At 68.1% G+C, this 24,886-nt stretch carries 14 protein-coding genes; 3 read left to right on the top strand and 11 right to left on the bottom strand.

Features of this window, described 5'->3' with window-relative positions:
• Positions 1 to 533 precede the first annotated feature (533 nt).
• The 3 genes from D7X96_RS18605 (at position 534) to D7X96_RS18595 (ending at position 6,353) form a co-directional block, all read left to right on the top strand.
• Entirely contained in the window at positions 534 to 5,348 is a 4,815-nt protein-coding gene (locus D7X96_RS18605) for a myxosortase-dependent M36 family metallopeptidase (RefSeq protein ID WP_121770339.1), read from the top strand.
• A 124-nt stretch (positions 5,349 to 5,472) separates the two neighbouring features.
• Complete coding sequence (locus D7X96_RS18600; RefSeq protein ID WP_120547861.1) at positions 5,473 to 5,868, top strand: MaoC family dehydratase; 396 nt, start codon at positions 5,473 to 5,475, stop codon at positions 5,866 to 5,868.
• A gap of 2 nt (positions 5,869 to 5,870) precedes the next feature.
• Complete coding sequence (locus D7X96_RS18595) at positions 5,871 to 6,353, top strand: FAS1-like dehydratase domain-containing protein (protein WP_120547862.1); 483 nt, start codon at positions 5,871 to 5,873, stop codon at positions 6,351 to 6,353.
• Between the two features lie 18 nt (positions 6,354 to 6,371).
• Here D7X96_RS18595 and D7X96_RS18590 read toward each other — a convergent pair whose 3' ends face one another.
• The 11 genes from D7X96_RS18590 to D7X96_RS18540 form a co-directional block, all read right to left on the bottom strand.
• Complete coding sequence (locus D7X96_RS18590) at positions 6,372 to 7,148, bottom strand: tetratricopeptide repeat protein (protein WP_120547863.1); 777 nt, start codon at positions 7,146 to 7,148, stop codon at positions 6,372 to 6,374.
• A gap of 3 nt (positions 7,149 to 7,151) precedes the next feature.
• Positions 7,152 to 8,999 carry a molecular chaperone DnaK gene (gene dnaK / locus D7X96_RS18585; protein ID WP_120547864.1) on the bottom strand — a complete coding sequence of 616 codons (1,848 nt, stop codon included), beginning with the start codon at positions 8,997 to 8,999 and terminating at the stop codon, positions 7,152 to 7,154.
• 18 nt (positions 9,000 to 9,017) lie between these two features.
• Positions 9,018 to 10,313: a tetratricopeptide repeat protein gene (locus D7X96_RS18580; protein ID WP_121770338.1), complete on the bottom strand. Its 1,296-nt coding sequence runs from the start codon at positions 10,311 to 10,313 to the stop codon at positions 9,018 to 9,020.
• A 92-nt stretch (positions 10,314 to 10,405) separates the two neighbouring features.
• Positions 10,406 to 11,629, bottom strand: coding sequence for an aspartate aminotransferase family protein (locus D7X96_RS18575; protein WP_120547866.1), 1,224 nt, complete (start codon positions 11,627 to 11,629; stop codon positions 10,406 to 10,408).
• Positions 11,630 to 11,689: 60 nt separating this feature from the next.
• The gene (gene hslU, locus D7X96_RS18570) at positions 11,690 to 13,087 is read right to left on the bottom strand and encodes an ATP-dependent protease ATPase subunit HslU (RefSeq protein WP_120547867.1); all 1,398 of its coding nucleotides are present in this window, start codon (positions 13,085 to 13,087) and stop codon (positions 11,690 to 11,692) included.
• A gap of 12 nt (positions 13,088 to 13,099) precedes the next feature.
• On the bottom strand, positions 13,100 to 13,627 hold the full coding sequence (gene hslV / locus D7X96_RS18565; protein ID WP_120547868.1) for an ATP-dependent protease subunit HslV: 528 nt from the start codon (positions 13,625 to 13,627) through the stop codon (positions 13,100 to 13,102).
• 81 nt (positions 13,628 to 13,708) lie between these two features.
• On the bottom strand, positions 13,709 to 14,098 hold the full coding sequence (locus D7X96_RS18560) for a DUF1801 domain-containing protein (protein WP_244219640.1): 390 nt from the start codon (positions 14,096 to 14,098) through the stop codon (positions 13,709 to 13,711).
• Between the two features lie 41 nt (positions 14,099 to 14,139).
• The gene (locus tag D7X96_RS18555) at positions 14,140 to 14,496 is read right to left on the bottom strand and encodes a hypothetical protein (RefSeq protein WP_147442715.1); all 357 of its coding nucleotides are present in this window, start codon (positions 14,494 to 14,496) and stop codon (positions 14,140 to 14,142) included.
• The gene (locus D7X96_RS18550; RefSeq protein ID WP_158626599.1) at positions 14,493 to 20,903 is read right to left on the bottom strand and encodes an RHS repeat-associated core domain-containing protein; all 6,411 of its coding nucleotides are present in this window, start codon (positions 20,901 to 20,903) and stop codon (positions 14,493 to 14,495) included. The genes D7X96_RS18555 and D7X96_RS18550 overlap by 4 nt, the downstream gene beginning before the upstream one ends.
• 722 nt (positions 20,904 to 21,625) lie before the next feature.
• Entirely contained in the window at positions 21,626 to 22,528 is a 903-nt protein-coding gene (locus tag D7X96_RS18545) for a tyrosine recombinase XerC (protein ID WP_121723162.1), read from the bottom strand.
• A 64-nt stretch (positions 22,529 to 22,592) separates the two neighbouring features.
• Positions 22,593 to 24,875, bottom strand: a complete 2,283-nt coding sequence (locus D7X96_RS18540; protein WP_121770336.1) for a kinesin — start codon at positions 24,873 to 24,875, stop codon at positions 22,593 to 22,595.
• Positions 24,876 to 24,886: the final 11 nt, after the last annotated feature.

Raw genomic sequence — 24,886 nt, 5'->3', positions numbered from 1 at the left:
CTTCACGCCCGGGCGCAAGGTGCGGCGCGGCAGCGTGTTTCACGCTCGCGCCCGCCTGCCTGCTGCGGCTTATTCCAGACTGACAATTGTTACTGGGTTGCTAACGCAAAGATGCGGGGGCCCCCTCTTTTCAATGAAACAGTGTCCTGGTTAGCATGCGCTCCCACTGAATCCGGCGCGGTGAACACAACCGCGTCCCGGAGAGTGGGTTGGAGAGCAGCGCTTGCCGGAGATCGTTGACAGCCAATTCGAGTGGGCCGCCCCGGGTTCGGGTGTGGCGCTCCGGCTGTCCAGGCACGTCGCTCCCGCCCTGCCCGCCCCGCGCGTGCTGCCTTTCCACGCTGAGCTGCCCGCGCACGTCGTCCATGCGACCCGTGGCGTTGGGAAGCGTTCCCTATCGGGCTGTTGTCCACCCACGGTCCGCCATCCGTAGGGAGCGGCCCGCCGTCCCCCGGCGGTCCTCTCCTCAGGCAGTCGTCGTCTCTCTGTAGTCCCCTCGTCCGGCAGTACATCACCCCCAAGAAGGAAGGCGCATGCGTCTCAGGGAAAAGCTGTTGACCAGCCTGCTGCTGGTGCCCGTCGCGGGTACCAGTGCGTGGGCCAAGGAGCGGTCGAACTACGACGCGTTCCTGGAGCAGCGGGACTCCCGCTCTCTCGCCGTGGATTCGAACACGGCGGTGTCCCGCGGGCTTCGCATCGAGCAGACCGAGCAGCGGCTCGGTGTCCCCACGTTCGCGTGGGCCGCTCAGGACGGTGCGCTGTCCAAGTCGGTCATCCGCAACGGCATGACGCCGGAGGGCGCGGCGCGCGCGCACCTGCAGTCGGTGGCGGACAGCTACCGCCTGACGAGCGACGACGTCGCGGGCGCCAGCCTGCGCTCCATGCACAACACCGGCAAGGGCGCCATCATCGCGACCTTCAGCCAGTCGGTGGGTGGCATCCCCGTCTTCCGCAATGAGATCAAGGTCGTCATGGGCCAGGACCTGCGCCTGGTGGCCGTGAGCGGCTACCTGGCTCCGTCCGAGCTGGGCCTGGCCGCGAAGGCCAAGGCGCGCGCCGGCTTCAACCTGGGCGCCGCGGACGCGGTGTCCGGTGCGTTCAAGGACCTGACGGGCTCCGGCACGCAGAGCGGCTCGTTCGTCAACGCGGGCACGAAGGGTGACTACACCTTCTTCGAGCTGGCCCCGTCCGCGAAGTCCGCGCTGCCGCAGGCCCTGGCCACCCCGGCCCGCGCCCGGCAGGTGTTCTTCATGCTGGCCGGCAAGCTGGAGCCGGCCTGGTACGTGGAAGTGAACGCCGGCCCCAAGGCCGCGCGCTCCAGCGAGTACTACGGCTACGTGGTCTCCGCGGCCACCGGCCAGGTCCTCTACCGCAACAACCTGACGGCGGACGCCGGCGCGGCGTTCACGTACAAGGTCTGGGCGGACACGACGTCTCCGTTCATCCCGGAGGACGGTCCCCAGGGCAACGACGCGACCCCGCACCCCACGGGCCTGCGCGACGGCTACCAGGCCCCGCTGGACCGCCCGGCGCACGACGTCACCCTGGCCAACAGCCCCTTCAGCAAGAACGACCCCTGGCTGCCGGCCAACGCCACGCAGACCACGGGTAACAACGTGGACGCGTACGCGGACCTGTCCGCGCCGGACGGCTTCCAGCCGAACAGCGGCGACATGCGCGCGGAGACGACGAGCGACAACACGTTCTCGTACGTCTACGACACGACCAAGGCCCCGGGCACCAGCCCGCAGCAGATCAAGGCCTCGGTGGTGAACCTGTTCTACGTGAACAACTTCCTGCACGACTGGTTCTACGACTCGGGCTTCAACGAGGCCTCGGCCAACGCCCAGTCGTTCAACTTCGGCCGCGGCGGCGTGGAGGGCGACCCCATCCAGGCCCAGGCGCAGGACTACGGCGGCACCAACAACGCGAACATGAGCACGCCGGCGGACGGTGCGTCCCCGCGCATGCAGATGTACGTGTTCGACGGTACGCCCGAGCTGTCCGTCACGGCGCCCCAGTCGCTCGCGGGCGTCTACGAGGCATCCTCCGCGAACTTCGGCGAGGAGGCCTACGACACGACGGGCAACGTCAAGAGCGCCCCCGACGCCAACCTGAATGGCTGCGACGCGTTCGACGCCGGCTACTTCACCGGGAAGATCGCGCTCATCGACCGCGGCTCGTGCGACTTCAACGTCAAGGCGGACAACGCCCAGCAGGCGGGCGCGATCGCCACGGTCATCGTCAACAACACGGCGGGCAGCCCCATCCCAATGGGCGGCACGAACCCCGCGGTCACGACCCCGGCCCTGATGATCACCCAGGACGCGGGCGCGGCCTGGCGGGCGGCGCTGGCCACCGAGACGCTGACGGTGAAGTTCCTGCGCGAGCCGAACCAGGATCGCGACGGCACGCTCGACAACGGCATCATCGCGCACGAGTGGGGTCACTACATCAGCAACCGCCTCATCGGTAACGCCGCGGGCCTGAACAACAACCAGGGCCGCTCGATGGGCGAGGGCTGGGGCGACTTCCACGCCATGCTGATGCAGGTCCGCGAGAGCGACCGTAACAAGGCCGGCAACAACAACTGGCAGGGCGTCTACAGCACCGCGGGCTACGTCAGCAGCGGTGGCAAGAACCAGGGCTACTACTACGGCATCCGCCGCCTGCCCTACTCGACGGACCTGACCAAGAACGCCTACACGTTCAAGCACATCCAGAACTACACCCCGCTGCCGCTGGAGCTGAGCACGGCGAGCAACATCAACAACGCCGAGGTCCACAACAGCGGTGAGGTGTGGGCCACGATGCTGTGGGAGTGCTACGCGAGCCTGCTGAACGCGCACCCGTTCGCGGAGGCGCAGAACCGCATGAAGCAGTACCTGGTCGCCGCCTACAAGGCGACGCCCAACGCGCCGACCTTCACGGAAGCCCGTGACGCGGTGCTGGCCGTCGCCCTGGCGTCGGATCCGGCGGACTACCAGCGCTTCGTGGCGGCCTTCGCCAAGCGCGGCATCGGCTTCGGCGCCAAGTCGCCGGACCGCAACACGTTCGACCACATCGGCGTGACGGAGAGCTTCGCGTCGGGCGGCAACCTGGAGGTCACCTCCATCGCGCTGACCGACACCCGCGGCGGCTGCGACCAGGACGGCATCCTGGACATCGGCGAGCAGGGTGAGCTGAAGATCACCGTGCGCAACGTGGGCGGCACCGGGCTGAGCGCCTTCGCGGGCACCGTCAGCTCCAACAGCACCACGGCCACCCTGCAGTTCCCCAACGGGACCACGGTGAACGTGCCGGCGCTGTCGCGCGGCGCCGAGGCCACGGTCACCCTGCCGGTCAACGTCACCGCGACGTCCAACGCCATCGCGACCGCGGGCCTGAACATCACCTTCGACTCCCCCGAGATTCCCGCGGAGGCGAAGACGGTGTCGTTCGACGGTCGCGTCAACTACGACAACGTCCCGGTGGCCTCCAACACGGAGACCTTCGAGGCCGGCCTGTCGTCCTGGACCAACTCCAAGGTCTTCTCGTCCTCGGGTGACTTCACGCTGGAGGGCACGACGGCCAACCGCTACGTGCACGCCAAGGACCCGTCCACCGCGGCGGCGATGTCCCTGACCAGCCCGTGGATCAAGATCGACCCGGCGCAGAACTTCGTCTTCAGCTTCAACGAGCGTCACTCCTTCGAGAACGACTCCGAACCCGCCTACTACGACGGCGCGGTGGTGGAGTTCACCATCGACGGCGTGGAGTGGCTGGACATCTACGAGACGTTCGGCCTGAACCCGGGCTACGCCGGCTACCTCGCGGTGGGCGGCGAGAACCCGCTCGAGGACCGCGCCGCGATGGTGGCGGTGAGCACGGGCTTCCCCGCGTTCCGCACGGTGACCGTGAACTTCGCCAAGCGGTTCGCGAACGCCGGCATTGAGAACGTCCGCTTCCGCTTCGTCGTCGGCGCCGACGTGGGCGTGGGCGGCTACGGCATCGACATCGACAACGTGAAGTTCCAGGGTGCCACCCCCGTGTTCCAGGCCCAGGCGGAGCAGCCGGCCTCCACGGGGACGTGCAACCTGCGCCCGGTGGCCAACCCCGGTCCGTCGCGCACGGTCGCCGAGGGCACCATCGTCAACGGCGTCTTCCAGCGCACCACCGTCACCCTCAACGGCACGGGCAGCTTCGATCCGGACGCCGCCCCGGGTGACACGCTGACCTACAACTGGACGCAGACGGGTGGCTACACGCCGGTCACGCTGACGGGCGCGAACACCGCGACCCCCAGCTTCGTGGCGGACGTGGACTACAACGACATCCTCGCCTTCCAGCTCGTCGTCACCGACCAGTCCGGCAAGACGAGCATCCCGAAGACGGTGGAGATCGGCATCGCCAACGTGAACCAGGACCCGGTCGCGGAAGCCTCCGCTCCGGCCACGGTGAACGAGGGTGATAAGGTGGTCCTCGACGCCTCGGCCTCCACGGATCCGGACACCGTCGACCAGGGCATCCTGGAGTTCGCCTGGACGCAGACGGGCGGCCCGGCCGTGACGCTGACCGGCGCCGAGACGGACACGGCTTCGTTCACCGCTCCGGAAGTGACGGCGGACACGCAGCTGACCTTCACGGTCACCGTCATCGACTCCTCGGGCGCGACCAGCTCCAAGGCCGTCGCCGTGACGGTGAAGAACGTCAACCATCCGCCGGTGGTGGACGCGGGCGCGGATCAGGAAGTCGCGGCCCGCGCGGAGGTGACGCTGTCCGGCACCGCCACCGACGCCGAGGGTGACGCCATCACCTACACCTGGACCCAGGTGAGCGGCACGACGGTGACGCTGTCCGGCGCCGACACGGCCACCGCGAAGTTCACCGCCCCCAACGTGGCCGCGGACGAGGAGCTGTCGTTCCGCCTCACCGTGACGGCTGGCGGCGAGTCTGCCTCCGACCTGGTCAACGTGAAGGTCAGCGTGGACAACCGCGCCCCCACGGTGTCCGGCACCACCAGCACCGCGACCGAAGGCGACAAGGTGAGCATCACCACCAACGCCAAGGATCCGGACGGTGACGCGCTCACCTACGCGTGGACCCAGACGGGCGGCCCGTCCGTGAGCCTCACGGGCGCCAACACGGCCAAGCTGGAGTTCACCGCGCCTTCGGTGAAGTCCGACACGGACCTCACCTTCAGCCTCACGGTCACGGACACGCACGGTGCGTCCGCTGAGGCGACCTACACGGTGAAGGTGAAGAACAAGGGCGGCGGCTGCTCCTCCACGGGCGGCTCCGCTGGCGGCATGGCGCCGCTGATGGCGCTGTTCGCGGCGATGGCGCTGGCGCGCCGTCGCAAGGCGTAAGCTGCGCGCTTCATCCTGAAGTCCTGAAGTGACGGGGGCGGTCCTCACGTTGAGTGGGGGCCGCCCCTTCTTCATTTCCGGTGGAACGTCCCCGGCCCGGGGATGCGGTAGGCTCGCGCGCCTCATGGCACGCACGTTCCAGGTGGGAGACACCTTCACGCACGTCCGCCAGTGCGACCGGCTGCGGCCGGTGTATTACGCGGGCGCTTCCGGGGACTACAACCCCATCCACATCGACCCGGAGGTGGGCAGGCAGGCCGGCTTCAACGGCGTCATCCTCCAGGGACTCTGCACGCTGGGCTGGGCCGTGGAGGCCGTGGCCGTCTTCGTGGGCGACCCGGGCCGGGTGCGCCGCGTGAAGGTGCGCTTCTCCCGGCCGGTGCTGCCGGAGGACACCGTCACCTTCCAGGGCCGCGTCACCGCCGTCTCGGCGGACCGGCTCACCACGGAAGTCACCGCCACCAACCAGCGCGGCGAGCCCGTCCTCCGGGGCGCCGTCGTCGAAACCTCGCTCGGATAGCCATGGCCCTGGACCCCAAGTTCGTCGGCCGTGCGTACGGCCCCTTCACCTACGAAATCGGCCGGGAGAAGCTGCGCGAGTTCTCCCTCATCCTCGGCGGCTCCGTGCCCTCCGCGGGCACCTTCGGGGAGCCCCCGGAGCACGTGAGCCCCCTACTCTACTCGCAGGAGGCGGCCCAGGCGGGCCCGTACGGGGACGTCATCGCCTTCCCCAGCTTCGCGGTGGTGTTCGCCATCCGCCCCTTCAGCGCCGCCATCGCGGATCCGGAGCTGGGCGTGGACCGCGTGCGGCTGGTGCACGGCGAGCAGGAGCTGGAGTTCCTGGGCGTGATGCGCCCCGGGGACGTGCTCACCACCACGGGCGAAATCACGGAGCTCTACCGCAAGGCCGGCATGGACTTCCTCGTCGTCACCACGCAGACGCTCAACGCGAAGGGCGAGCCCGTGGTGCGCGGCGTGTGGACGGCGGTCATCCGCCCCGCGTGACGCGAGAAGCCCGCGCGCCTACTCGCCGGGGGCGATGATGCCCTCGTCGAGCAGCTGCGCGAGGATGCGCGCGGTGTCCAGGCGCGACATGCCGGACAGCGCGAAGAGGTCGTCGAAGCTCACCGCGCCGTCAATCTGCGCCAGCACGAAGCCCGCGCGGTGATCCAGGTTGAGCCAGATGATGTCATCCGGCTGCAACCGCACGCGCGGCATGCGGTTCAGGTCCCCCAGCCGCGCCTCCAGCATGGCCACCAGGATGCGCTCGCTGCGGTCGCGCAGCGCCTCCACGCGCGGGTTCTCCGGCGCCAGGGACTGCGCCCGGCGCAGCAGCTCCACCGCGCCGGAGTGGTCATCCAGCGCGAGCAGGTCCTCCGCGCCGCGCAGCAGGCTCTCCACCTCCGAGCCCTCCGGCAGTCCGCCCGCCGGCGTGAAGGTGTCCGGCAGCCCGAACTCCTGCGTGCGGTGCGCCTCCGCGATGAGGTCCAACGCGTCGCCGCGCACGCCCGTGCCCTCGGGGAGGCTCACGGATTCACGCAGCGGGGCGGCCACGGGTCCCGGCGCGGCAGGGCCGGCCCAGGCGCCCCACTCCGCCTCCTGCTCCGGACCCGCCAGGTTCCACCCGGTGTCCCCGCCGGGCTCGGCCGGGCCGTCCCGCCCCAGCAGCCGGCGCGCGCGGACGTTGGCCGGGTCCAGCTCCAGGGCCCGGACGAAGAGCTTCTCCGCTCCGGCCATGTCGCCACTCAGTCGCAGCAGCAACCCGGCTTCGACCAGCGCCTTGGCCCGGATCGCGTTCATGGGCTACCTCCCCGGCGTTCCACGCGAGCCCGCGGAGCGCAGGAGCGGCAGGCTCTGGGCCAGGGCCTCGCAGGCCCGGGTGAGCGCGCCCACGTCCTCCGCGCCGCGCGCCTGCCGCGCATGGTCCAGGGCGGCCTCCGCGCGGGCGATGACGTCGGGTGACAGGCCTCCGGCGCCGGGCATCAGCCGCACGCGCGACAGCGCGTCCACCAGGTCGCGCGCCAGGGTGTCCAGCTCCACGCGCCTGGACTTCAGCTCCTCCGTGTTGCGCGCCGCCACCAGCCAGTCGCGCTGCTCGTCCATGATGCGGCGCAGCTCGTCCTCGGTGAGGCCGCTGGACGCGGTGACGGTGATGGACTGGCGCAGGCCCGTGTCACGGTCCCTCGCGGACACGGACACGATGCCCTCCGCGTTGATGTCGAACGTCACCTCAATCTCCACCTGCCCGCGCGGCGCCTCGCGCAGGCCGGTGAGGAGGAACTCGCCCAACAGCTCGTTGTGGTGCGCGAGCTCGTGCTCGCCCTGGAGCACCATGATCTTCACCGTGCGCTGGAAGTCCTTGGAGGTGGCGAACACCTCCGTGGCGGACGTGGGCACGGTGGTGTTGCGGGGAATCAGCCGCCGCACATAGCCGCCCGCGATGGCCACGCCCATGCTCTGCGGCGTGACGTCCAGCAGCAGCAATTCGCTCTCTTGCCCCACCAGCGCGTGCGCCTGGATGGCGGCGCCCAGGGCCACCACCTCCTCCGCGTGCACGCCCTTGCAGGGCTCGCGGCGGAAGTACTGGCGCACCTGCTCCACGATGCGGGGCATGCGCGACATGCCCCCCACGAGGATGACCTCCTTCAGGTCCGAGGGGCGCACCTTCGCCTCGCCCAGCACCTCCGAGGTGATGCCCACCAGGCGCTCGCCCAGGTCGTTGGTGAGCTCCTCCAGCTTCTCGCGGGTGAGCGTGGACTGCAGGTGCAGCGCGGCGCCTCCGCCCGGCGGCGTGCAGATGAAGGGCAGGTGCACCTGCGTCTCCTTCACCGACGACAGCTCCACCTTCGCCTTCTCCGCGGCGTCCTTCAGCCGCTGCAGCGCCATGCGGTCCTTGCGCAGGTCGATGCCGTGCTCCTTGGCGAAGCCGAACACCATCCACTCGAGGATGCGGAGGTCCCAGTCCTCGCCGCCGAGGAAGGTGTCACCGCCGGTGGCCACCACGTCGAAGATGCCGTTGTTGATCTCCAGCACGGACACGTCGAAGGTGCCGCCGCCCACGTCCAGCACGGCGACCTTCCCGTTCACCGTGCGCCCGAAGCCGTAGGCCAGAGCGGCGGCGGTGGGCTCGTTGATGATGCGCAGGACGTCCAGCCCCGCGATGCGGCCCGCGTCCTTGGTGGCCTGGCGCTGACCGTCGTTGAAGTAGGCCGGCACCGTGATGACGGCCTGGGTGACGGGCCGACCGAAGTGCGCCTCCGCGTCCGCCTTCAGCTCCGCCAAAATCATGGCGCTGACCTCCGGCACGGCGAGGTCGCGGCCCGCCAGCCGGATGCGCACGTCGTCGTGCTGGCCGCCCACCACCTGGTACGTGAGCGCGCGCAGCGCGTCCTGCACCGGGTGCGAGGAGAACTTGCGGCCGATGAGGCGCTTGGCCGCGGACACCGTCTCCTGTGGGTTGGTGATGGCCTGCCGCTTGGCGATGCCGCCCACCAGCCGCTTGCCGTTCTTCGACACCGCCACCACGGACGGCGTGAGCGGCTGTCCGGTGCGGTTCTTGATGATGATGGGCTGACCGTCCTGCACCGTGGCGACGAGGCTGTTCGTCGTCCCCAGGTCGATGCCGATCAGCGGTTCGGGCTCAGCAGCCATGGGGACGCATGCACCTCATCACGTGAACGTCCAGCGCAGCTTCTTGAGGCCAGCGCGAGCGTCGGCGTTGTCGGGGTCCAGGCGCACGACCTCCTCGAAGTGGTGCTTGGCCTGCTTCTTCTGTCCCGCCACCAGCAGCACCTGCGCCAGGAGCAGCTGGTAGTCCGCGCGTCCGGGCTTGAGCTCCACGGCGCGCTGCGCGAGCTTGAGCACCTCCTGCGCGTCCTGCGTCAGCTCCCGTCCCACGCGCGCCGCCTGGTAGGCCGCCTCCGGGTGGTCCCCGTTGAGCGACACGGCCAGCTTGTACGCCGCCTGCGCGCCCGCGAAGTCCCCGCTCATCTCCAGCTGCTGGCCCCGGTCCACCTCCGCCTGCGCGCGCGACAGGTCGTGCTTGCGGCGCGCCTCCATCAACAGCTGGGTGACCTCGCGGTTCTTCGGATCCAGGCTCAGCACGTGGTTGAAGTCCTGGTACGCGCGCTCGAAGTCCCCGCGCGCGGTGGCCGCCCTGCCCCGGGCGATGAGCTCCGTGAGCTTGTGGCTGCGCGCCATGTACGGGTGCCGGGCGAAGCGGGCCTGGCGCTCGGCGCGGCGGGCCTCGGACTCCGGATCCTCCGGGGGCGCGGCGGCGGGGGGCGGCGTTGGGGCCGCCGCAGGCTTCACCGCCGCGAAGTGGCTTCCGGACACCGTGCGCGCGGGCGGCGCCACGGGGGCCGGCGTCGTGGGGACGCGAGGCGCGGCGGGCGGCGGCGTGGAGGGCGCGGCGCGCGGCGGCTCCTGGCGGCTGAGGGCGTTGTGGGCGTCAGTGAGGCGCTTGAAGATGCGCTCCAGCCGGGCGCGGAAGCTGCCCAGGTTCTTGCCGAAGTAGCGGTCCGGGTGGAAGCGGCGGGACGCGTTGTAATACGCCTGCTTCACCTCCTGCGGACTGGCGCCCCGGGCCACGCCCAGCACCGCGTGGTGGTCCATCCCGTCCAGCGAGCGCTCCATCTCGATGATGTCGCGCTTCTGCTCGGGCTCCAGGTCCACCTCCTCCGCCATGGCGGCGTCCACCACCGGGGCGGCGGGCGGCGCGCGCTGCACCACGCGGGCGGGCACGATGGCTCCCTTGGCGCGCAGCGACAGCAGCACGGCGATGGTGCGCGCCTCGCCCAGCGAGGAGCGGGACAGCACGGAGTCGATGCGCTCCACGCGGCCCACCAGCGCCAGCACCGAGCCCTCTTCCGGGCTGAGCTGGAGACGGGCCGGGTCCAGGTGGGGCACCGTGGCGATGTGGTCGGTCCTGCCCCCGAGGCCGACGATGGGGTTGGGCGCGCTCAAGGTGTCGGTTTCCCAGGCTGGCGAATCCCCAAGTGTAGGTGCCCGGGAAGCAAGGCGTCAAACCTTCCCGGGGGCCCGGAACCCCGCGCCTGCTAGAGCGTGGAGAGGACGCGCTGGAGGATTCCCAGTGCTTCGTCGAGTTCCTGTTTCGTGATGATGAGCGGAGGGGCGAAGCGCAGGGTGACGTCCCCGGCGGAGTTCACCAGCAATCCGGCGTCGCGCAGCTTCGCGATGACGGGGGCGGCCTCCCGGTCCAGCTCCACGCCCAGCAGCAGCCCCTGCCCGCGCACGGCCTTGATGCGGCCTTCCGGCAGCGAGCCCTGGAGCGCGCGCGCGCCCGCGAGGAAGTGCTCCCCCTTGGCCCGCACGTCGTCCAGGAAGCCGGGCTGGCCCATGACGCGCATCACCACGTTGCCCGCGGCGGCGGACACCAGGTTGCCGCCGAACGTGGAGCCGTGGGTGCCCGGCGAGAGGCTGACCGCCAGCTCCTCGCGGCACAGCATGGCGCCAATGGGCAGCCCGTTGCCCAGCGCCTTGGCGATGCTGATGGCGTCCGGCCGGATGCCGTGGTGCATGAAGCCGAAGGGCTGGCCCGTGCGGCCCATGCCCGTCTGGACCTCGTCCACCAGCAGCAGCAGGCCCTTCTCGTCGCAGAGCGCGCGCAGGCCCTGGAGGTAGCCCTCGGGGGCCATGCGCACGCCGCCCTCGCCCTGGATGGGCTCCACCAGGATGGCGGCGGTGGACGGCCCCACGGCGCGGCGCACCGCCTCCAGGTCACCGTACGGCAGGTGGCGGAAGCCCTGGGGCAGCGGCTCGAAGCCGGCGTGGTACTTCGGCTGGCCGGTGGCGGTGACGGTGGCCAGGGTGCGGCCGTGGAAGCTCTTCTCGAAGGAGAGGATCTCGAAGCGCTCCGGCGTGCCCCGGTCCTTCATCACCTTGCGGGTGAGCTTGATGAGGGCCTCGTTGGCCTCCGCGCCGGAGTTGCAGAAGAACGCGCGCGGCAGACCGGACCACTCCGTCAGCTGGGTGGCCAGGTCGATCTGCGGCTGCGAGTAGAAGACGTTGGAGACGTGCCACAGCGTGTCCAGCTGCGCCTTGGCCGCCGCGACCACCTCCGGGTGGCAGTGGCCCAGGGCGCAGACGGCGATGCCGCCGATGCAGTCCAGGTACGCCTTGCCATCCGCGTCCCATACCCGCGTGCCCTGTCCACGAACGAGGGCGATGGGCTGCTGCTTGTAGTTCTGCAGCAGGTGTTGCTTCGCCTTCTGGATGAGGGCTTCGTTGCCAGCGGCGGATGCGGGGGACGGCGTTTGCAAGGTGGTGTACCTCTCTCTGCGTGACGACGCGGTGGGACGGCGGCCGCGGACCCTAGCGCGCTAGAGGATGTAGCGCGACAAGTCCTCGTCCTGGACGATGGCGCCCAGGCGCTCGCGCACGTATCCAGCGTCCACCTGGAAGTCGCGCGGGCCCATCTCGCTGGCCGTGAACGACACGTCGTCGAGCAGGCGCTCCAGCACGGTGTGCAGCCGCCGGGCGCCGATGTTCTGCGTGCGCTCGTTGGCCTGCTGGGCGATGCGGGCGACCTCCTCCACCGCGTCGTCGGTGAAGGACAGGCGCACGCCTTCCGTGGAGAGCAGCGCGGTGTACTGGCGCAACAGCGAGTTCTTCGGCTCGCGCAGGATGCGCACCAGGTCCTCGCCGGACAGCGCCTCCAGCTCCACGCGGATGGGGAAGCGGCCCTGGAGCTCCGGGATGAGGTCGGACGGCTTGGAGACGTGGAACGCGCCCGCGGCGATGAAGAGCATGTGGTCCGTCTTCACCTGGCCGTACTTCGTGTTGACGGCCGAGCCCTCGACGATGGGCAGGATGTCGCGCTGCACGCCCTCGCGCGAGACGTCCGGGCCCCCGCCGCCCTTGCCGCCCTCGCGGCTGGCGATCTTGTCGATCTCATCGATGAAGACGATGCCGCTCGACTCGGCGCGCGCCACGGCCTCGCGCTGGACGCGGTCGGGGTCCACCAGCTTCTGCGCCTCCTCCGCGCGCAGCACCTGGAGCGCCTCCGGCACGCGCAGCTTGCGCTTCCGGGTGTTCTTCATGCCCGGCATGTTCTTGAAGAGGTCCTGGAGGTTGACGCCGATCTCCTCCATTCCCTGGCCGCTGAAGTTGCGCATGAACGTGGGGGAGCTCTCGCTGGTCTCCACCTCCACGGTCTGATCATCCAGCGTGCCGGCGCGCAGCTGGGCGCGCAGCTTCTCCCGCTCGTTGTCGCCCAGCGGCGAGGGCGCGGGGGCCGGCGGCGGAGAGAAGCCGAACGGCGGCGAGGACGTGGTGCGCGCCTGCCCGCCGTTCTTGATGAGCTCCATGAGCCGGTCCTCGGCCAGCTCCTCCGCGCGCGGCTTGACCTTCTCCGTCTCCTCCTCGCGCACCAGCGCGATGGCGGCCTCCACGAGGTCGCGGATCATCGACTCGACGTCGCGGCCCACGTAGCCCACCTCGGTGAACTTGCTGGCCTCCACCTTGACGAAGGGGGCCTGGGACAGCTTCGCCAGGCGGCGGGCGATCTCCGTCTTCCCCACGCCGGTGGGGCCGATCATGATGATGTTCTTCGGGTAGATCTCATCCCGCAGGTCATCCGGCACCTGCTGGCGGCGCCACCGGTTGCGCAGCGCGATGGCGACGGCGCGCTTGGCGTCTTTCTGCCCGACGATGTAGCGGTCCAGCTCGCTGACGACCTCGCGAGGCGTGAAGGCGGACAACTTGCGCGATTCGGCCACGGGGCGGTCCTCTCAGAGCTCTTCGTAGGAGACGTTGGCGTTGGTGTAGACGCAGATGTCCGCGGCGATGGCCATGGCCTGCGTGCAGATGTCACGGGCGGACAGGTTGGAGTGCGCCTGCAAGGCGCGCGCGGCGGCCAGGGCGTAGTGGCCCCCGCTGCCCACGGCGGCGATGCCGTGGTCCGGTTCGATGACGTCGCCCGCGCCGGACAGGATGAAGGTCTTCTCCTTGTCCGCGACGATGAGCAGCGCCTCCAGGCGGCGCAGGAAGCGGTCGGTGCGCCAGTCCTTGCCCAGCTCCACGCAGGCGCGGGCGAGGTTCTTCTGGTGCTCCTTGAGCTTGGCTTCGAAGCGCTCGAAGAGCGTGAAGGCATCCGCGGTGCTGCCCGCGAAGCCGGCGAGCACCTGCCCCTCGCCCAGCTTGCGCACCTTGCGCGCGGTGTTCTTCATGATGGTCTTGTCGAGGCTGACCTGACCGTCGCCCGCGATGACGACCTTCCCTTCGCGGCGGACGCAGAGGATGGTGGTGCCGTGGAACATGACCGGGGGTTTAACAAGACCGCCCGGCTCCCACCTGGAAAAACCGCCTGCCTGTCCGCTCCCTCACCCTGGGGCAGTCCCTCAGGACGCCGTGGCGGCCATCCAGCGGCCCACCAGCTTCACCAAAGCGCCCTTCTTCGCCTTCACCGTCTTCGCGTCCGGAAGCGTGACGGCGCCCCGGTCCGGGGCCAGCCACTCCACGAGGCCCGAGTCGTCCTGGAACGAGAAGCCCTTCGTGTCCTTCACCTTCGCGCCCCGGTGGAGGATGACCTGGAAGATGCCCTTCGGGGCCAGGCGGAACGTCACGCGGTCATCGCCTGAGTGGACGAAGCTGGGGGCCTTCCACTTGATGCGCTCGGTGATGGTGGCGTCGGAGGCCAGGATGGCCGCGCGCACGGCTTCGATCTCCGCCTTCAGCGGGTGCTCCAGCTCCGCCATGTACTGGTCGACTTCGCCGCTGTGATGGGTCACGACCCGCTCCTCGCCTCCAATGCACATCCATCACCCATTCATCACACGCCCGTCAAGGCAACGCTCCTGGCGATGACATACCCGTTGAGCCCCACTGAAGGCTCCACCTCGTAGAGGGTCAATTCGCCGGCGACAATCCTCTCCACCCAGAAAGCATCAATCGCCAACTCCGCGCACGCCTCGGCCACGTCTGGCACTTCCGCTGACCAGACCTGGAGACCGAACAACACGTTCTGCACCCCGAAGGCGTTGAGGCGCCAGTCTTCGGCACCCTGGAACACCAGCTCCGCCTTCCCTTTTTCTGGAAGAATCAGGTCGAACGACAAGGCATTGCCGATGCGATCGACTCGCACCCCAACAATCTCAGCATCATGAACAGGCGGCTTCTTCTGGCTCATGGGTCCTCGACTGGCAATGGAGGGCGACCCGGCCCCCGGCTGGGATGGGGCGCTTTGGTTCCTCGTCGCACCCAGTCGTGGACGTGGGGGGCGCCAACACCGTGTTCATGGTCATAATCAAAATCCCGCAAAGGCCTGCCCTCTTCATCATAGAACCGCTTTTGTTGCAGCTCACCGGTCTGCTTGTTCCTCTTCTCAAGCATTCCGTTCGGCGGCCCCCGTTCGTCGGGGTTATCCCCCGGCAGCCAGTTCTTGGTCCGTGTCCCCTTGGCCTTGGGAGGCGAACTGGATGAGCCGCCCTGGTTGGAATTGAAGACGGCGATTCCCTTGAGGGCGTCAGCGGTTCCTTCGACTCCCACAACCATGCCACCCGCAATCACGGCGCTCGACACCGCGACGAGCGGGAGGCCAACGGGAGCCCCTTCTCCTGTCAGGATGAGCGCACCGCCCCCCATCTCCCCTGCCCCGCCGGAAGTCATCATCGCGGAGGCGGCATAGAGCTCAGCCAACCCAACCAGTCCGAGCCCCAAACCATACCCGTGGTAGAAGTCTTCGGACTGATACTCGGGAACCGGCAGCAGCTCACTCGCGGGGAGCAGTCCTGCCACGACCCCCATCGTCCCGCCCTGCAATCCCTGGGTCAGGCGGGCAAGCAGCAGATCCACGTCGTTCTGATTGAACGTCACCGAGACTTCGAGCTGGATCGTCTCCGTGGTGAAGCCAAAGCCGAACTCGTAGTACCGCAGATGATCGTATTGAGTCTCGGCCGTATCGTTGAAGTTGAGCTCGAACGGCTTGAGCGGATCGTAGTTCGGGGAACGTTCGAAAAGGCCAGGCCCATACCCGACCGTGGGGCCGCGGTTCTCAGGAGAGGACCAGTCCCCCGGACTGAAGCCCACCTCCGACCCGTACCAACTGTCGTAGTAGTAGATCAGCTCCATCGACATGAAGCCCGACGGGTCCGTGTAGCGCAGCGGGTTGTTCAACACGTAGCTGTACCGGTTGAACGACTGCCCCCACAAAGGCGCCTGCACCACGGGATCCGGGCTCAGGAAGCGGCCCAGCCTCGGGTCGTAGATGCGCCCCTGCATGTTCACGAGATCGAACTCTGAATCCTGCTCATGGCCCGTGAAGGAATGGCGGACCTCGTGCGAGGCCCCCTGCCACTTCAACGACAGGTCCAGCGGATGGCGCCGCGCCCCAAAGGGGTCGTACTTCATCCGGCCCACGACGCGGCCGGCCTCGTCCGTCACCGACTCCGTGGAGCCCAGGTGATCCGAGTGCAGGTAGCGCCACCGCTTCTTGAGTGCCGCCCCGGAAGCGGCCTCGACCCGCCAGGTCACCTCGGCGATCCCCCGCTCCGCCGCGCTCACGTGGAATGAATGCGTGACGGCGCCTCCCGGCTCGCGGCGCTCCTCGTAGAGACCACCGACATACGTGGTCACCGTCCCGTCCGAATGCCGCTTCACGGTCCGGTCATTGCTCGCGGAATACCGGTACGACACGCTCTGCTGACCGTCCGTGATGCGGGAAGGCAGGTGGAAGCCCGTGTACTCCACCGTCCGCCCTGGCGCGGACGTCTGGTTGCCACTGGCGTCGTAGCCGTAGCTCCCTGCCTGCGACCCCGTCAGCGCATGCGGCCCCGCTGTCCCGGCGCCATAGGTGAAGGTCTCGGATTGGCTCGCCCCAAGGCTGGAGGTCCAGCCCAGCAGGTTGCCCAGATCGTCATACGAATAGGACTGGAGGGTCTGGCGGCAGTTCTGGGTGATGATCCATTCGTTCAGCCGGTCCAATCCGTCGTAGTGGAAGTCCTCGGTCGTCCGCGCAAGCCGGTCATGCCGGCTGCTGATGTTGCCGTTCGACTGGTAATCGTAGGCCAGTTGCTGGAACGGAACCGCTCCCTTCTTGCTGTCAATGAATCGCAGCCGGCCCATCGAATCATAGAACCGCTGTGTCGCCACGCCATTGCCCAGGCTCTCGGACGTGAGCTGCCCCAGTGCGTTACGGCCCACGACCGTCCATTTCGAGAGATACGTCTCCAGGTCCCTGACGTTCGTCAGATAGCCTTGGGAGTTGTACTCATAGCCCAGGCGAAACCGCGCCCCCGCGACCGCCGGGTACTCCAGACTCAGGGGCCGGCCGTAGGTGTCATAGCTCCGGTCAATGGCATACGCGCGCCCTTCCACCCGCCATTGTTCCTGCGTGAGCCGGCCCAGGCTGTCATAGCCATAGGCCACGGCGATGTCGTCCGCGGACGTCGCCGGATCTCCTTCGCGCACGCTGCTCATGAGCATTCCGGGGACGCTGGGCCCCTGGACCGGCGTGTCCCAGGTGAAGTGGTCGACTCCGTCCCGGCTGCTGGTCACCGTGACCGGCCGTCCCAGCGCATCCCGGAGATAGGTCGTCACGACCTGCGACGCATCCTCGGTCCGGTCAATCTCTCCCAGGGACGTATAGTGCGTCGTGGTCAGGCCCGAATCCGGTGTCCTCAGCGAGGTCCGGCGCCCGAGCCGGTCATAGCCCAGGAGCGTTTCGTTCCCCTGGGGATCCAACACCCGCTGGAGCTGTCCAAAGGGCGCGTACTGATACTTCGTCTCCAGCCACGGCGCGGTGAACGACGTCCGCTCCATGCTCTTGATGACCCGCCCGTTCACGTCGTTCAAGAAACGGCGGGAATTGCCATTCGCATCCGTCGTGGTGGTCTGAAAACCCTCGGGATAGCCGCGGTACCAGTTCGTCGCCACCGTCCCATCGGGATGGGTCGTCTTGAGCAGGCGGTTGAGGGGATCATACTCGTAGGTCGTCACCCTACCCGTGACTCCCCCCTGCGGGTCCGGATCGGTCACCGTCCAGACCCGGCCCAGGGCATCAAATTCCGTCGTGGTGACGGCCTGGTTGCCATTGAATGCGAGCCGGGTCGACCGTACGGAGCGACCCAACCGGTCGTAATCGACGGTGACGGTCTGACCTCCCGCGACGGACGTCGTCACACGGGTCTTGTAGAGCGACCCGGTGATGAGCTGCGTGTAATGAACCTCCGTGTCCGACTGATCCGGCGCATCCTTTTTTCTCAGTCTTCCAAACCCGTCGTATTGCCAGCGCGTCTCGACCCCGCGCTCGTCACGGACCGCCGCCAGCACGCCGGTGCCTGGATGGTACGCGAATTCCGTCACATGCCCGGCCGCGTTGGTGATGGACGCTGGAAACACGCAGTCGACGGAGTCGTAGGTGAATCGGGTCACCCGGGGAGTCAGGATTCCTGCTCCGCTCCGTATCACCTGCGAAGCAAGTCCTTCCGGGGTCCGGACGAAGGTCGTCGTCTGTTCCAGGTCCGGGTCTCCCGGCTCGGACGTCTCGCTCTGGAGGTAGCCCGTCCCGGGCTCATACGTCATGGACTTGCGACGGGTGACCGTCTGGCCATTGACCGTGCTGGATTCCGTCACCAGGGTCGGCAAGCCCACGAGCCAGTTCGAGGGCGAGTTGGAATACTCCGCATGCCATGCGACCTGGTCGCCGCCCACGGTGCTCTGCGTCTTCTCCAAGAGGTTGCCGTAGGTGTCGTCATAGTTCCATGAAGTCTGTGTGGTTCGTACGAACCCGGAGGCCGCGTTGGGGCCCGCCTCAGTGGCGTAGTCCCGCTCCGTCTCCGTCCCGTTCCCCGGGAAGATGGAGATCACTTTCGTGCCGGCAACCGTCCCGCCCCGCAGCACCGAGTTGTAATGGATTTCCCGCTCGCGCTCCGTGGTCCGGCCTTCGAACTGGATCCGGACGCGCTCACGGATCGGTGTCGTCGCATAGGGATAGAAGGTGTCGACCTGCGTCGTGACGTCGTATTCAGTCCGTGTCTCCGAGCCGGCCTGCACGTCCTGGACGGTCATTGCCTTGAACCCCAACCAGCCGCGGCCGGTGACGTCGAACCGTCCGTCCTCGTAGAAGTACCGCCTGATGCGCGCGGGATGTCCCTCGCCCGCGTCCGTCTGGCTTTCGGCGACGACCCACTGTCCCTGGCGGGCGCAGGAGGTGGGGTATCCGCAGTTCGTACCGCGAGCATGAACCGTGGTGTCGGAGATGGGCTTATAGGTGAAGGTGGTGCCGGAGCTCATGCTGTCCTTCACCCCCTTGAGCAGCCCGGGGAGCTGACCGTTCTGGCGGTAGAGGACCAGCTGGCCATTCACCGGCTGGACGAAGTCCGCCAGTCCATCGCCATTCATGTCGAGCACCCGGGAGAGCTGATTGCGGCGTGCCCCGGCCTCGTCGGACACGGGGATGTCCATGAGAGGCTGAGGCTCGAATGAGGTGCCATTTGACAACAGCAGGACGAAGTGGGCCCGGTCCGAGCCCTTCTTGTCCATCAACAGCAGGTCCTGGCGCCCGTCATGGTTGTAGTCGAGGACGCGGACGCCATTGTCGTAGGTCCAGGAGCTGAGCTTCGCATACGCGGGAAGCACCTGGGCCACGGGCGCGGCGAAGCCGTTGCCCGTGTTCATCATGATTTCAATATCGCCACCGTCCGCCTTGCTCAGAATGGCATCCGGCAATCCATCTCCGTTGATGTCGGCGAAGAGATAGAGCTTCTCGTCGATACCAGGCAGAAGCAGGGTCGTCTCCGTCTTCACGTAGCCGCCAATCCGCCTCTCCAGTGCCCAGAGGCGATTGGATACGCTGTTGACAAAACCCCGGCTATCGACCTGCTTCCGCTCCATCAACAGGCTGCTCCGGGGCAAGCCATCCAGGTTGACCGCGTACTGGATGAAGTCGTGCCACTCGTTCGCGATGATGATGGGCTGGAAGGCCCACAGGGTTCCCTGGATGATGGGCCGGAAGGACAACTGCGGATGTCCATTGGGACCATCCATGGTGATCTGAACAGGGTTCATCAGGCCATTTCCGTCCAGATCCGCCAGGAACATCCTCCCGGCCGGGCCCGGGCCCGTAAGGGAGAACCCGCTGCTGCCCCCCACGTAGTTCATCATCGTGCGAGGCGGCGACACATAACAGCCATCCTTCTTGACGATGCTGACGTCCAGCAGGCCATCCAGGTTGAAGTCGAACCAGCGGCCGTCCTCGCCGTCAGTGTTGGACCCGCAAGTCTCCGGGAGCGCCGTGTCCACGGGCGTGGTGAAGGAGGTACCCGTGCTCGAGGCCACCCTCCACTTGTAGGAATACTGGGTGGCCGCAGGTGCCCGGTAGATCAGGTCATCCCGGCCATCCCCATTGACGTCACCCGGCTGAAGGATCGCGAACTCAGGAGTGATGGACGCTTCCGTGATCCCGGTGTTCACGGTCGTGAAGGTGTTCGTGGGCTGGGTCCATTCGAAGGTCATGGGGCGCTTGCACTTGCCCCCGCCGTCGCAATCCGTGAGCGAGGAGAGCAGGCTTCTGTCGCTGCCTGCCTCCTGGACGTAGCCGAACATATAGGTCCGCAGCCTGATGACCCCGCCAGTCTCGTCGGGACCGCTGATCTGCAAGGATTTGAGTCGCAGGCTGGACCTGATCTTGAGTCCAGCGACATAGGACGTCCGGATGTCCTTCGCGGGCCGGGTCTCATACTCAAAGTACACAGAGCGGGGAGAGCCCTGCGAGCCATCCAGACGCCACGTATACTCAATGCGGTGCAACGCATGCTCATAGCTGCTATCCGCCGCGTTGTACAACACCCAGCCGTAATAGAATGACATCGCGTTGCCGGCGCGATCCACGATGCGGGTCAGCTGCCAGGCGTACCGGCTCGGCACCGTGTCATGGGTGGTGGTGTAGTTCTTTTCATATTCGGGCCGGACTGCAACCCGGTTTCCCTGGAGGATTCCGTCGAAACCTCCGTATTTGAGGATGCGACCATCCTTGGTGTAGACGAGGAAGGATTCAGGACCGTTGGCGTCGGCGTTGTGCGACACGATCTTGGAGAACGTATCCGTTTCGGTCCGGTACTCTGTCTCCGTCGCACCGTACTGACCATTCACGGCGATCAACTTCTGCCCATCCAGACAGAATGAATCCGCTTGAGTGAAGGTCACCGGCATGGACACGCCATCCGACGCCACGGTTTTCGGGCAGCGGGTGATTTGAGAAAGGCCGGACAAGCCCCATCCCACTCCCAGAATCCCATTCGGAAGGTTGCTCCGGTAATTGAGGGACAACGACGGCTGGAGCCCGGCCCGGCCGGGCGGCACCCAGAGAGGAATCGAATAGGTGGCGGAGCCGTCCGCGCCCACGCCGGCCTGTCCCTGAAGGTTTCCCACCGCGGCGCCGTCCGGCCCCACTTCCGTGGCCAGCAGGGTCCCCGCCGGCACCGCCAACTTCTGGTCCGCCGTCCGGAGCGACTCGCCATCCCGAGGCGAGCCCGGCTGTGCAGGGCTACAGGCCACCAACACCGCGAACAAACAGCCGAATGCAATTCGAGTCATCATGAGTCGGCGCCACCAGGGTTGCAGGCGATTCCCGGGCACAGACGGTTCGTGTTGCATGAACCGTCACAGCATTTGTAGTACCCCTGCGGGCACGCAGGAGGCGGTGCGACGCATTGGCCGTTCGTGCACGTCTCGTTCAGGGAGCAGGTGCCACACTGCAGGGTTCCCCCGCAGCCATCGGAGACCGGGCCACATGCCACTCCGAGGTCGGCGCAGGTCACCGGGGTGCATTGACAGACATTGTCCTCGCAAGTGATTCCGGAGCTGCACGTGCCACAGTTCAACCAGGCACCACACCCATCCGGCATGGCCCCGCAGTTCTTTCCCAGCCCCTGGCAGGTGAATGGCGAACAACTGCAGGCGAGCGCATCCGAACGACAGACGCCGTCTTCGTCCACCCGGCCGTCGCAATCATCATCCTGGCCGTTGCAGACTTCCGTCGCGGGAGTACAGGCTGCGTCCGCGGTCGAAGGCACCACCAGCCCGACCGTCAGCCACACCCAGGTCAGGAGCCACGCCCAGCGGAGTGGCATCGCGAGAATCGTCATGTCAGTGCTAGTCCAGAAGGAGACGCGAATCCGCGATGAAGAGCACCGCCGGCCGCGAGGCGGAGCGCTTCTACAACAAGCCTCCACCGGAAATCCAGACACCCCCCAGGATTGTCTGAGTCCCTACGGCAGGCCGCTTGCCTTCACTGACTTCAGGGAATGTCTGGATTCAATTCACGCGCGCGGGTGCGCGGCGTCGTAGACCTCTTGCAGCTGCTCGAAGGTCACGTGGGTGTACTTCTGCGTGGTGGACAGGCTGGCGTGGCCCAGCAGCTCCTGGATGCTGCGGATGTCCGCGCCGCCTCCCAGGAGGTGCGTGGCGAACGAGTGGCGCATCGCGTGCGGGCTCACCTTGCGCGCCAGGGCCAGCTTGAGCACGTACGCGTCCAGGTGCCTCGCGATGCTCCGGGGCGTGAGCCGGCCGCCCCGGAAGTTGAGGAACAGCGCGTCCGGGTCCTGCCCGTCGTGCACCGTGGCCAGCAGCTCGCCGCGACGTGCGAGGTACGCCTCCAGGGACTGGATGGCCTTCGCGTTGAGCGGCACCAGCCGCTCCTTGCTGCCCTTGCCCATCACCCGGACGATGCGGCTCGAGCGCTCCACGCCCAGGAGGTCCAGGCCGCACAGCTCGCTGATACGCAGGCCGCCGCCGTACAGCATCTCCAGGATGGCCTTGTCGCGCAGCCCCAGCACCGTCTTCACGTCCGGCATGTCGAGGATGGCGAAGACCTCCTCCACCGGCAGCACCTTGGGCAGGGACTTGGGCAGCTTGGGGCTCTTCACCAGCTTGGCGGGGCTGGCGGACAGGAGCTTCTGCCGCACGAGGTACTTGTAGAACGACTTGATGCTGGCCAGCCGCCGCGCGCGGCTCGTGGGCGCGTGGTCCACCGCCAGCGTGCCCAGGTAGCCACGGATGGCCGCGTGCGTGCCCGCGAGCAGTGACAGCTTCATCCGCTCCACCAGGTAGCGCTCATAGTCCACCAGGTCGATGAGGTAGTTGCGCACCGTGTGAGGGGATGCGCCCTTCTCACCTTCGAGGTGGACCTTGAACTGCTCCAGCAGCGGGGACAGGGTCGACATGGTCGGGGAAGCCTAGGGGCCTCCCCGAGCCTCGCAAGATTCGCGTCGTCCCGCGAGCCTGGCCCTACTTCGCGGGCGCCGGAGCAGGCGCGGCCGCTGGCGCCGTTCCCGAGGGAGCGGGCGCGCCCGGCAGCTCGGACGGCACCAGCTTGGGCAGGAGCACGCGGCAGGCGTCCTCGGACAGCCAGTGGTACGTGCACAGCCACTCCGTGACGGGCACGCGCACCTGCCAGCCCAGCACGAAGAGGATGAGCAGCGTGAGCCCGAGCCGGGCCCCCAGCGACATGGTCTCCGTCTCGTCGTCGTCCTGCGTGTGGCGCAGCGCCCCGCGCACCAGGTCCGCGTGGTCCACGCGCGCGTTCCTGGGCAGCTTCGGCTTGCGGGTGATGAGCGTCGCCACGCCGCGCGTGAGCATCAGCCTGTCATTGAGCGCCCAGCCGGAGCCCTCCAGGAGCAGCGCCAGGTTGCGCCGGCGCAGCTTCAGCCAGCCCAGCAGGCCCGCGGGCGCCATCACCACGATGGCCAGGATGGTGGCCGCGGTGATGACGTCCACCAGCGTGAGCGACTTCACCTGCGTGAGGATGAACGCCAGCGAAGAGCCCAGCGCCGCGAACGCGATGCCGCCCGCCGCGAGCACTCCGGCGAGGCCGCCTCCCGCCGGAGCCGCCGCGGCAGGCGCCGCACCCGCCGGTGCAGGAGCCGCTGGAGGCGGAGGCGCGGTCACCGTCTGCTTGTAGCCGGACTCCAGCGACGCATCGAAGTCCTTCTCACCGGACGCGGCCAGGCCCTCCACCTTGCTGGTGATGAACGCGCCGATGCGCATGAACGGCATGGTCATCGACTCCCAGAGCGACACGGGCTGCCGGATGACCTGCGTGACCATGGCGTCACTCTCCTTGCCGTCCACGTCGTAGAACACGCCGCGCTTGCCCACGCCGAGCTCCGTGCTGCGGCCGGAGGTGACGGGCACCGCCACCTCGTAGCTCTCCGCCGCGTCGCGGGGCAGCACCTTCACGTAGAGGATGCAGGTGGTCCCCTGCCCCGTCAGCGCCGCGTGCGCCGCGCGGTCCGTCACCAGCACGGACAGCGTGTACTTGCGCCCACCCAGGATGAGCGTGCCCTTCTCCATCAGCGCCCGCCGCTTGGGCAGGTACAGGTTGGGCATGCTGATGAAGTTGTTGGCGAACTGCAGCAGCCAGCGCTGGTACAGCACCAGCCGCTCCAGCTCCGCGATGACGTCCAGCGTGGGCTTGAGCGACAGGTCCTCGCGGCTCACCGCCTCCAGCGCGTCCAGCTCCTCGTCCGATACGGTGGCCAGCGTGTCCGCCACCGCGTGCAGGGGGCTCGCGTCGCGCTTCGCCTGCCAGCCGAGGATGGCCTCCGCCTTGGCGGACAGCTCGCGCCAGGCCGTGTCCGTCAGCTTCACGCCGTCGCGCAGCAGCGGCGTCGCCACCTCCTGGTGGAAGGCCTCCAGCTTCTCGTAGCCGGCGCCGCGGTACAGCCGCGCCCACACCAGCACGCCGCTTGGGTCGGGCGGCGCGATGGGCAGCTCGTTCGCGGCCTTGCCCATGGCGCCCAGGTCGCCCAGCGCGCCCTCCACCCGGTCCGCGCGCAGGCGCAGGCTGGCGGCGGCCTCCGGCTGCGCGGCCACCAGGCGGCACTGCACGAAGTAGCCCTCCAGCAGCGGCGCCACGTCGTGCACGCGCTTCGCCTGCTCCAGGCTCGTCGTGCCCCAGATGAACACGGCGTCCCTACCGCCCAGGTGCGCGAGCAGGGCCGCGCGCTCCTCGCGGAAGCGCTTCACCAGGCCCACGTCCACGCCCGCCAGGCCCGCGCGGTTCGTCACCTGCGGGAAGGCCGCGATGATGGACTCGGCCAGGGGCCGCAGCCGCTCCGGCAGGGTCACCGGCGCGATGATGCCGTCGCCGTTCTTGCCCGCGTCGCGCAGCGCCTTGTCACTGGTGCGCAGCTGCTCCAGCGACAGGCGCGTGGCGTCCGGCGCGTTGAGCGTGCGCAGCACCAGCTCCGCCGCGCCCTTGAGGTTGGACGCTGTATCGGAGAGCGCCGAGAGCTCCAGCACGTCGCTGCCCGCGTCCGCGCCCTTGCGGTCCTGCAGGCGCGCCGCCGTCCAGTCCACCGCCGCGCGAAGCTCCTCCACGCGGATGCGGCCGTTGCCGTCCGCGTCCATCAGCGCGAGGAAGCGCGGATCACACGCGATGCCCTCCATGGGGCACGCGAGCGCGATCCACTGCGTCGCGGGAATCCTCACCGCCTCGGTGAGGGTGTTGAAGTCCGGGATGTCGACCTGAAGCGAGCCGCCGTAGCGGCGATAGACGAGCTGTGCCATGCGGCGCGCGA

The organism is Corallococcus interemptor (genome assembly GCF_003668875.1).
GTDB lineage: Bacteria > Myxococcota > Myxococcia > Myxococcales > Myxococcaceae > Corallococcus > Corallococcus interemptor.
The sequence above is the reverse complement of the archived record's forward strand: the minus strand, read 5'-3'. Positions and strand labels throughout refer to the sequence as shown.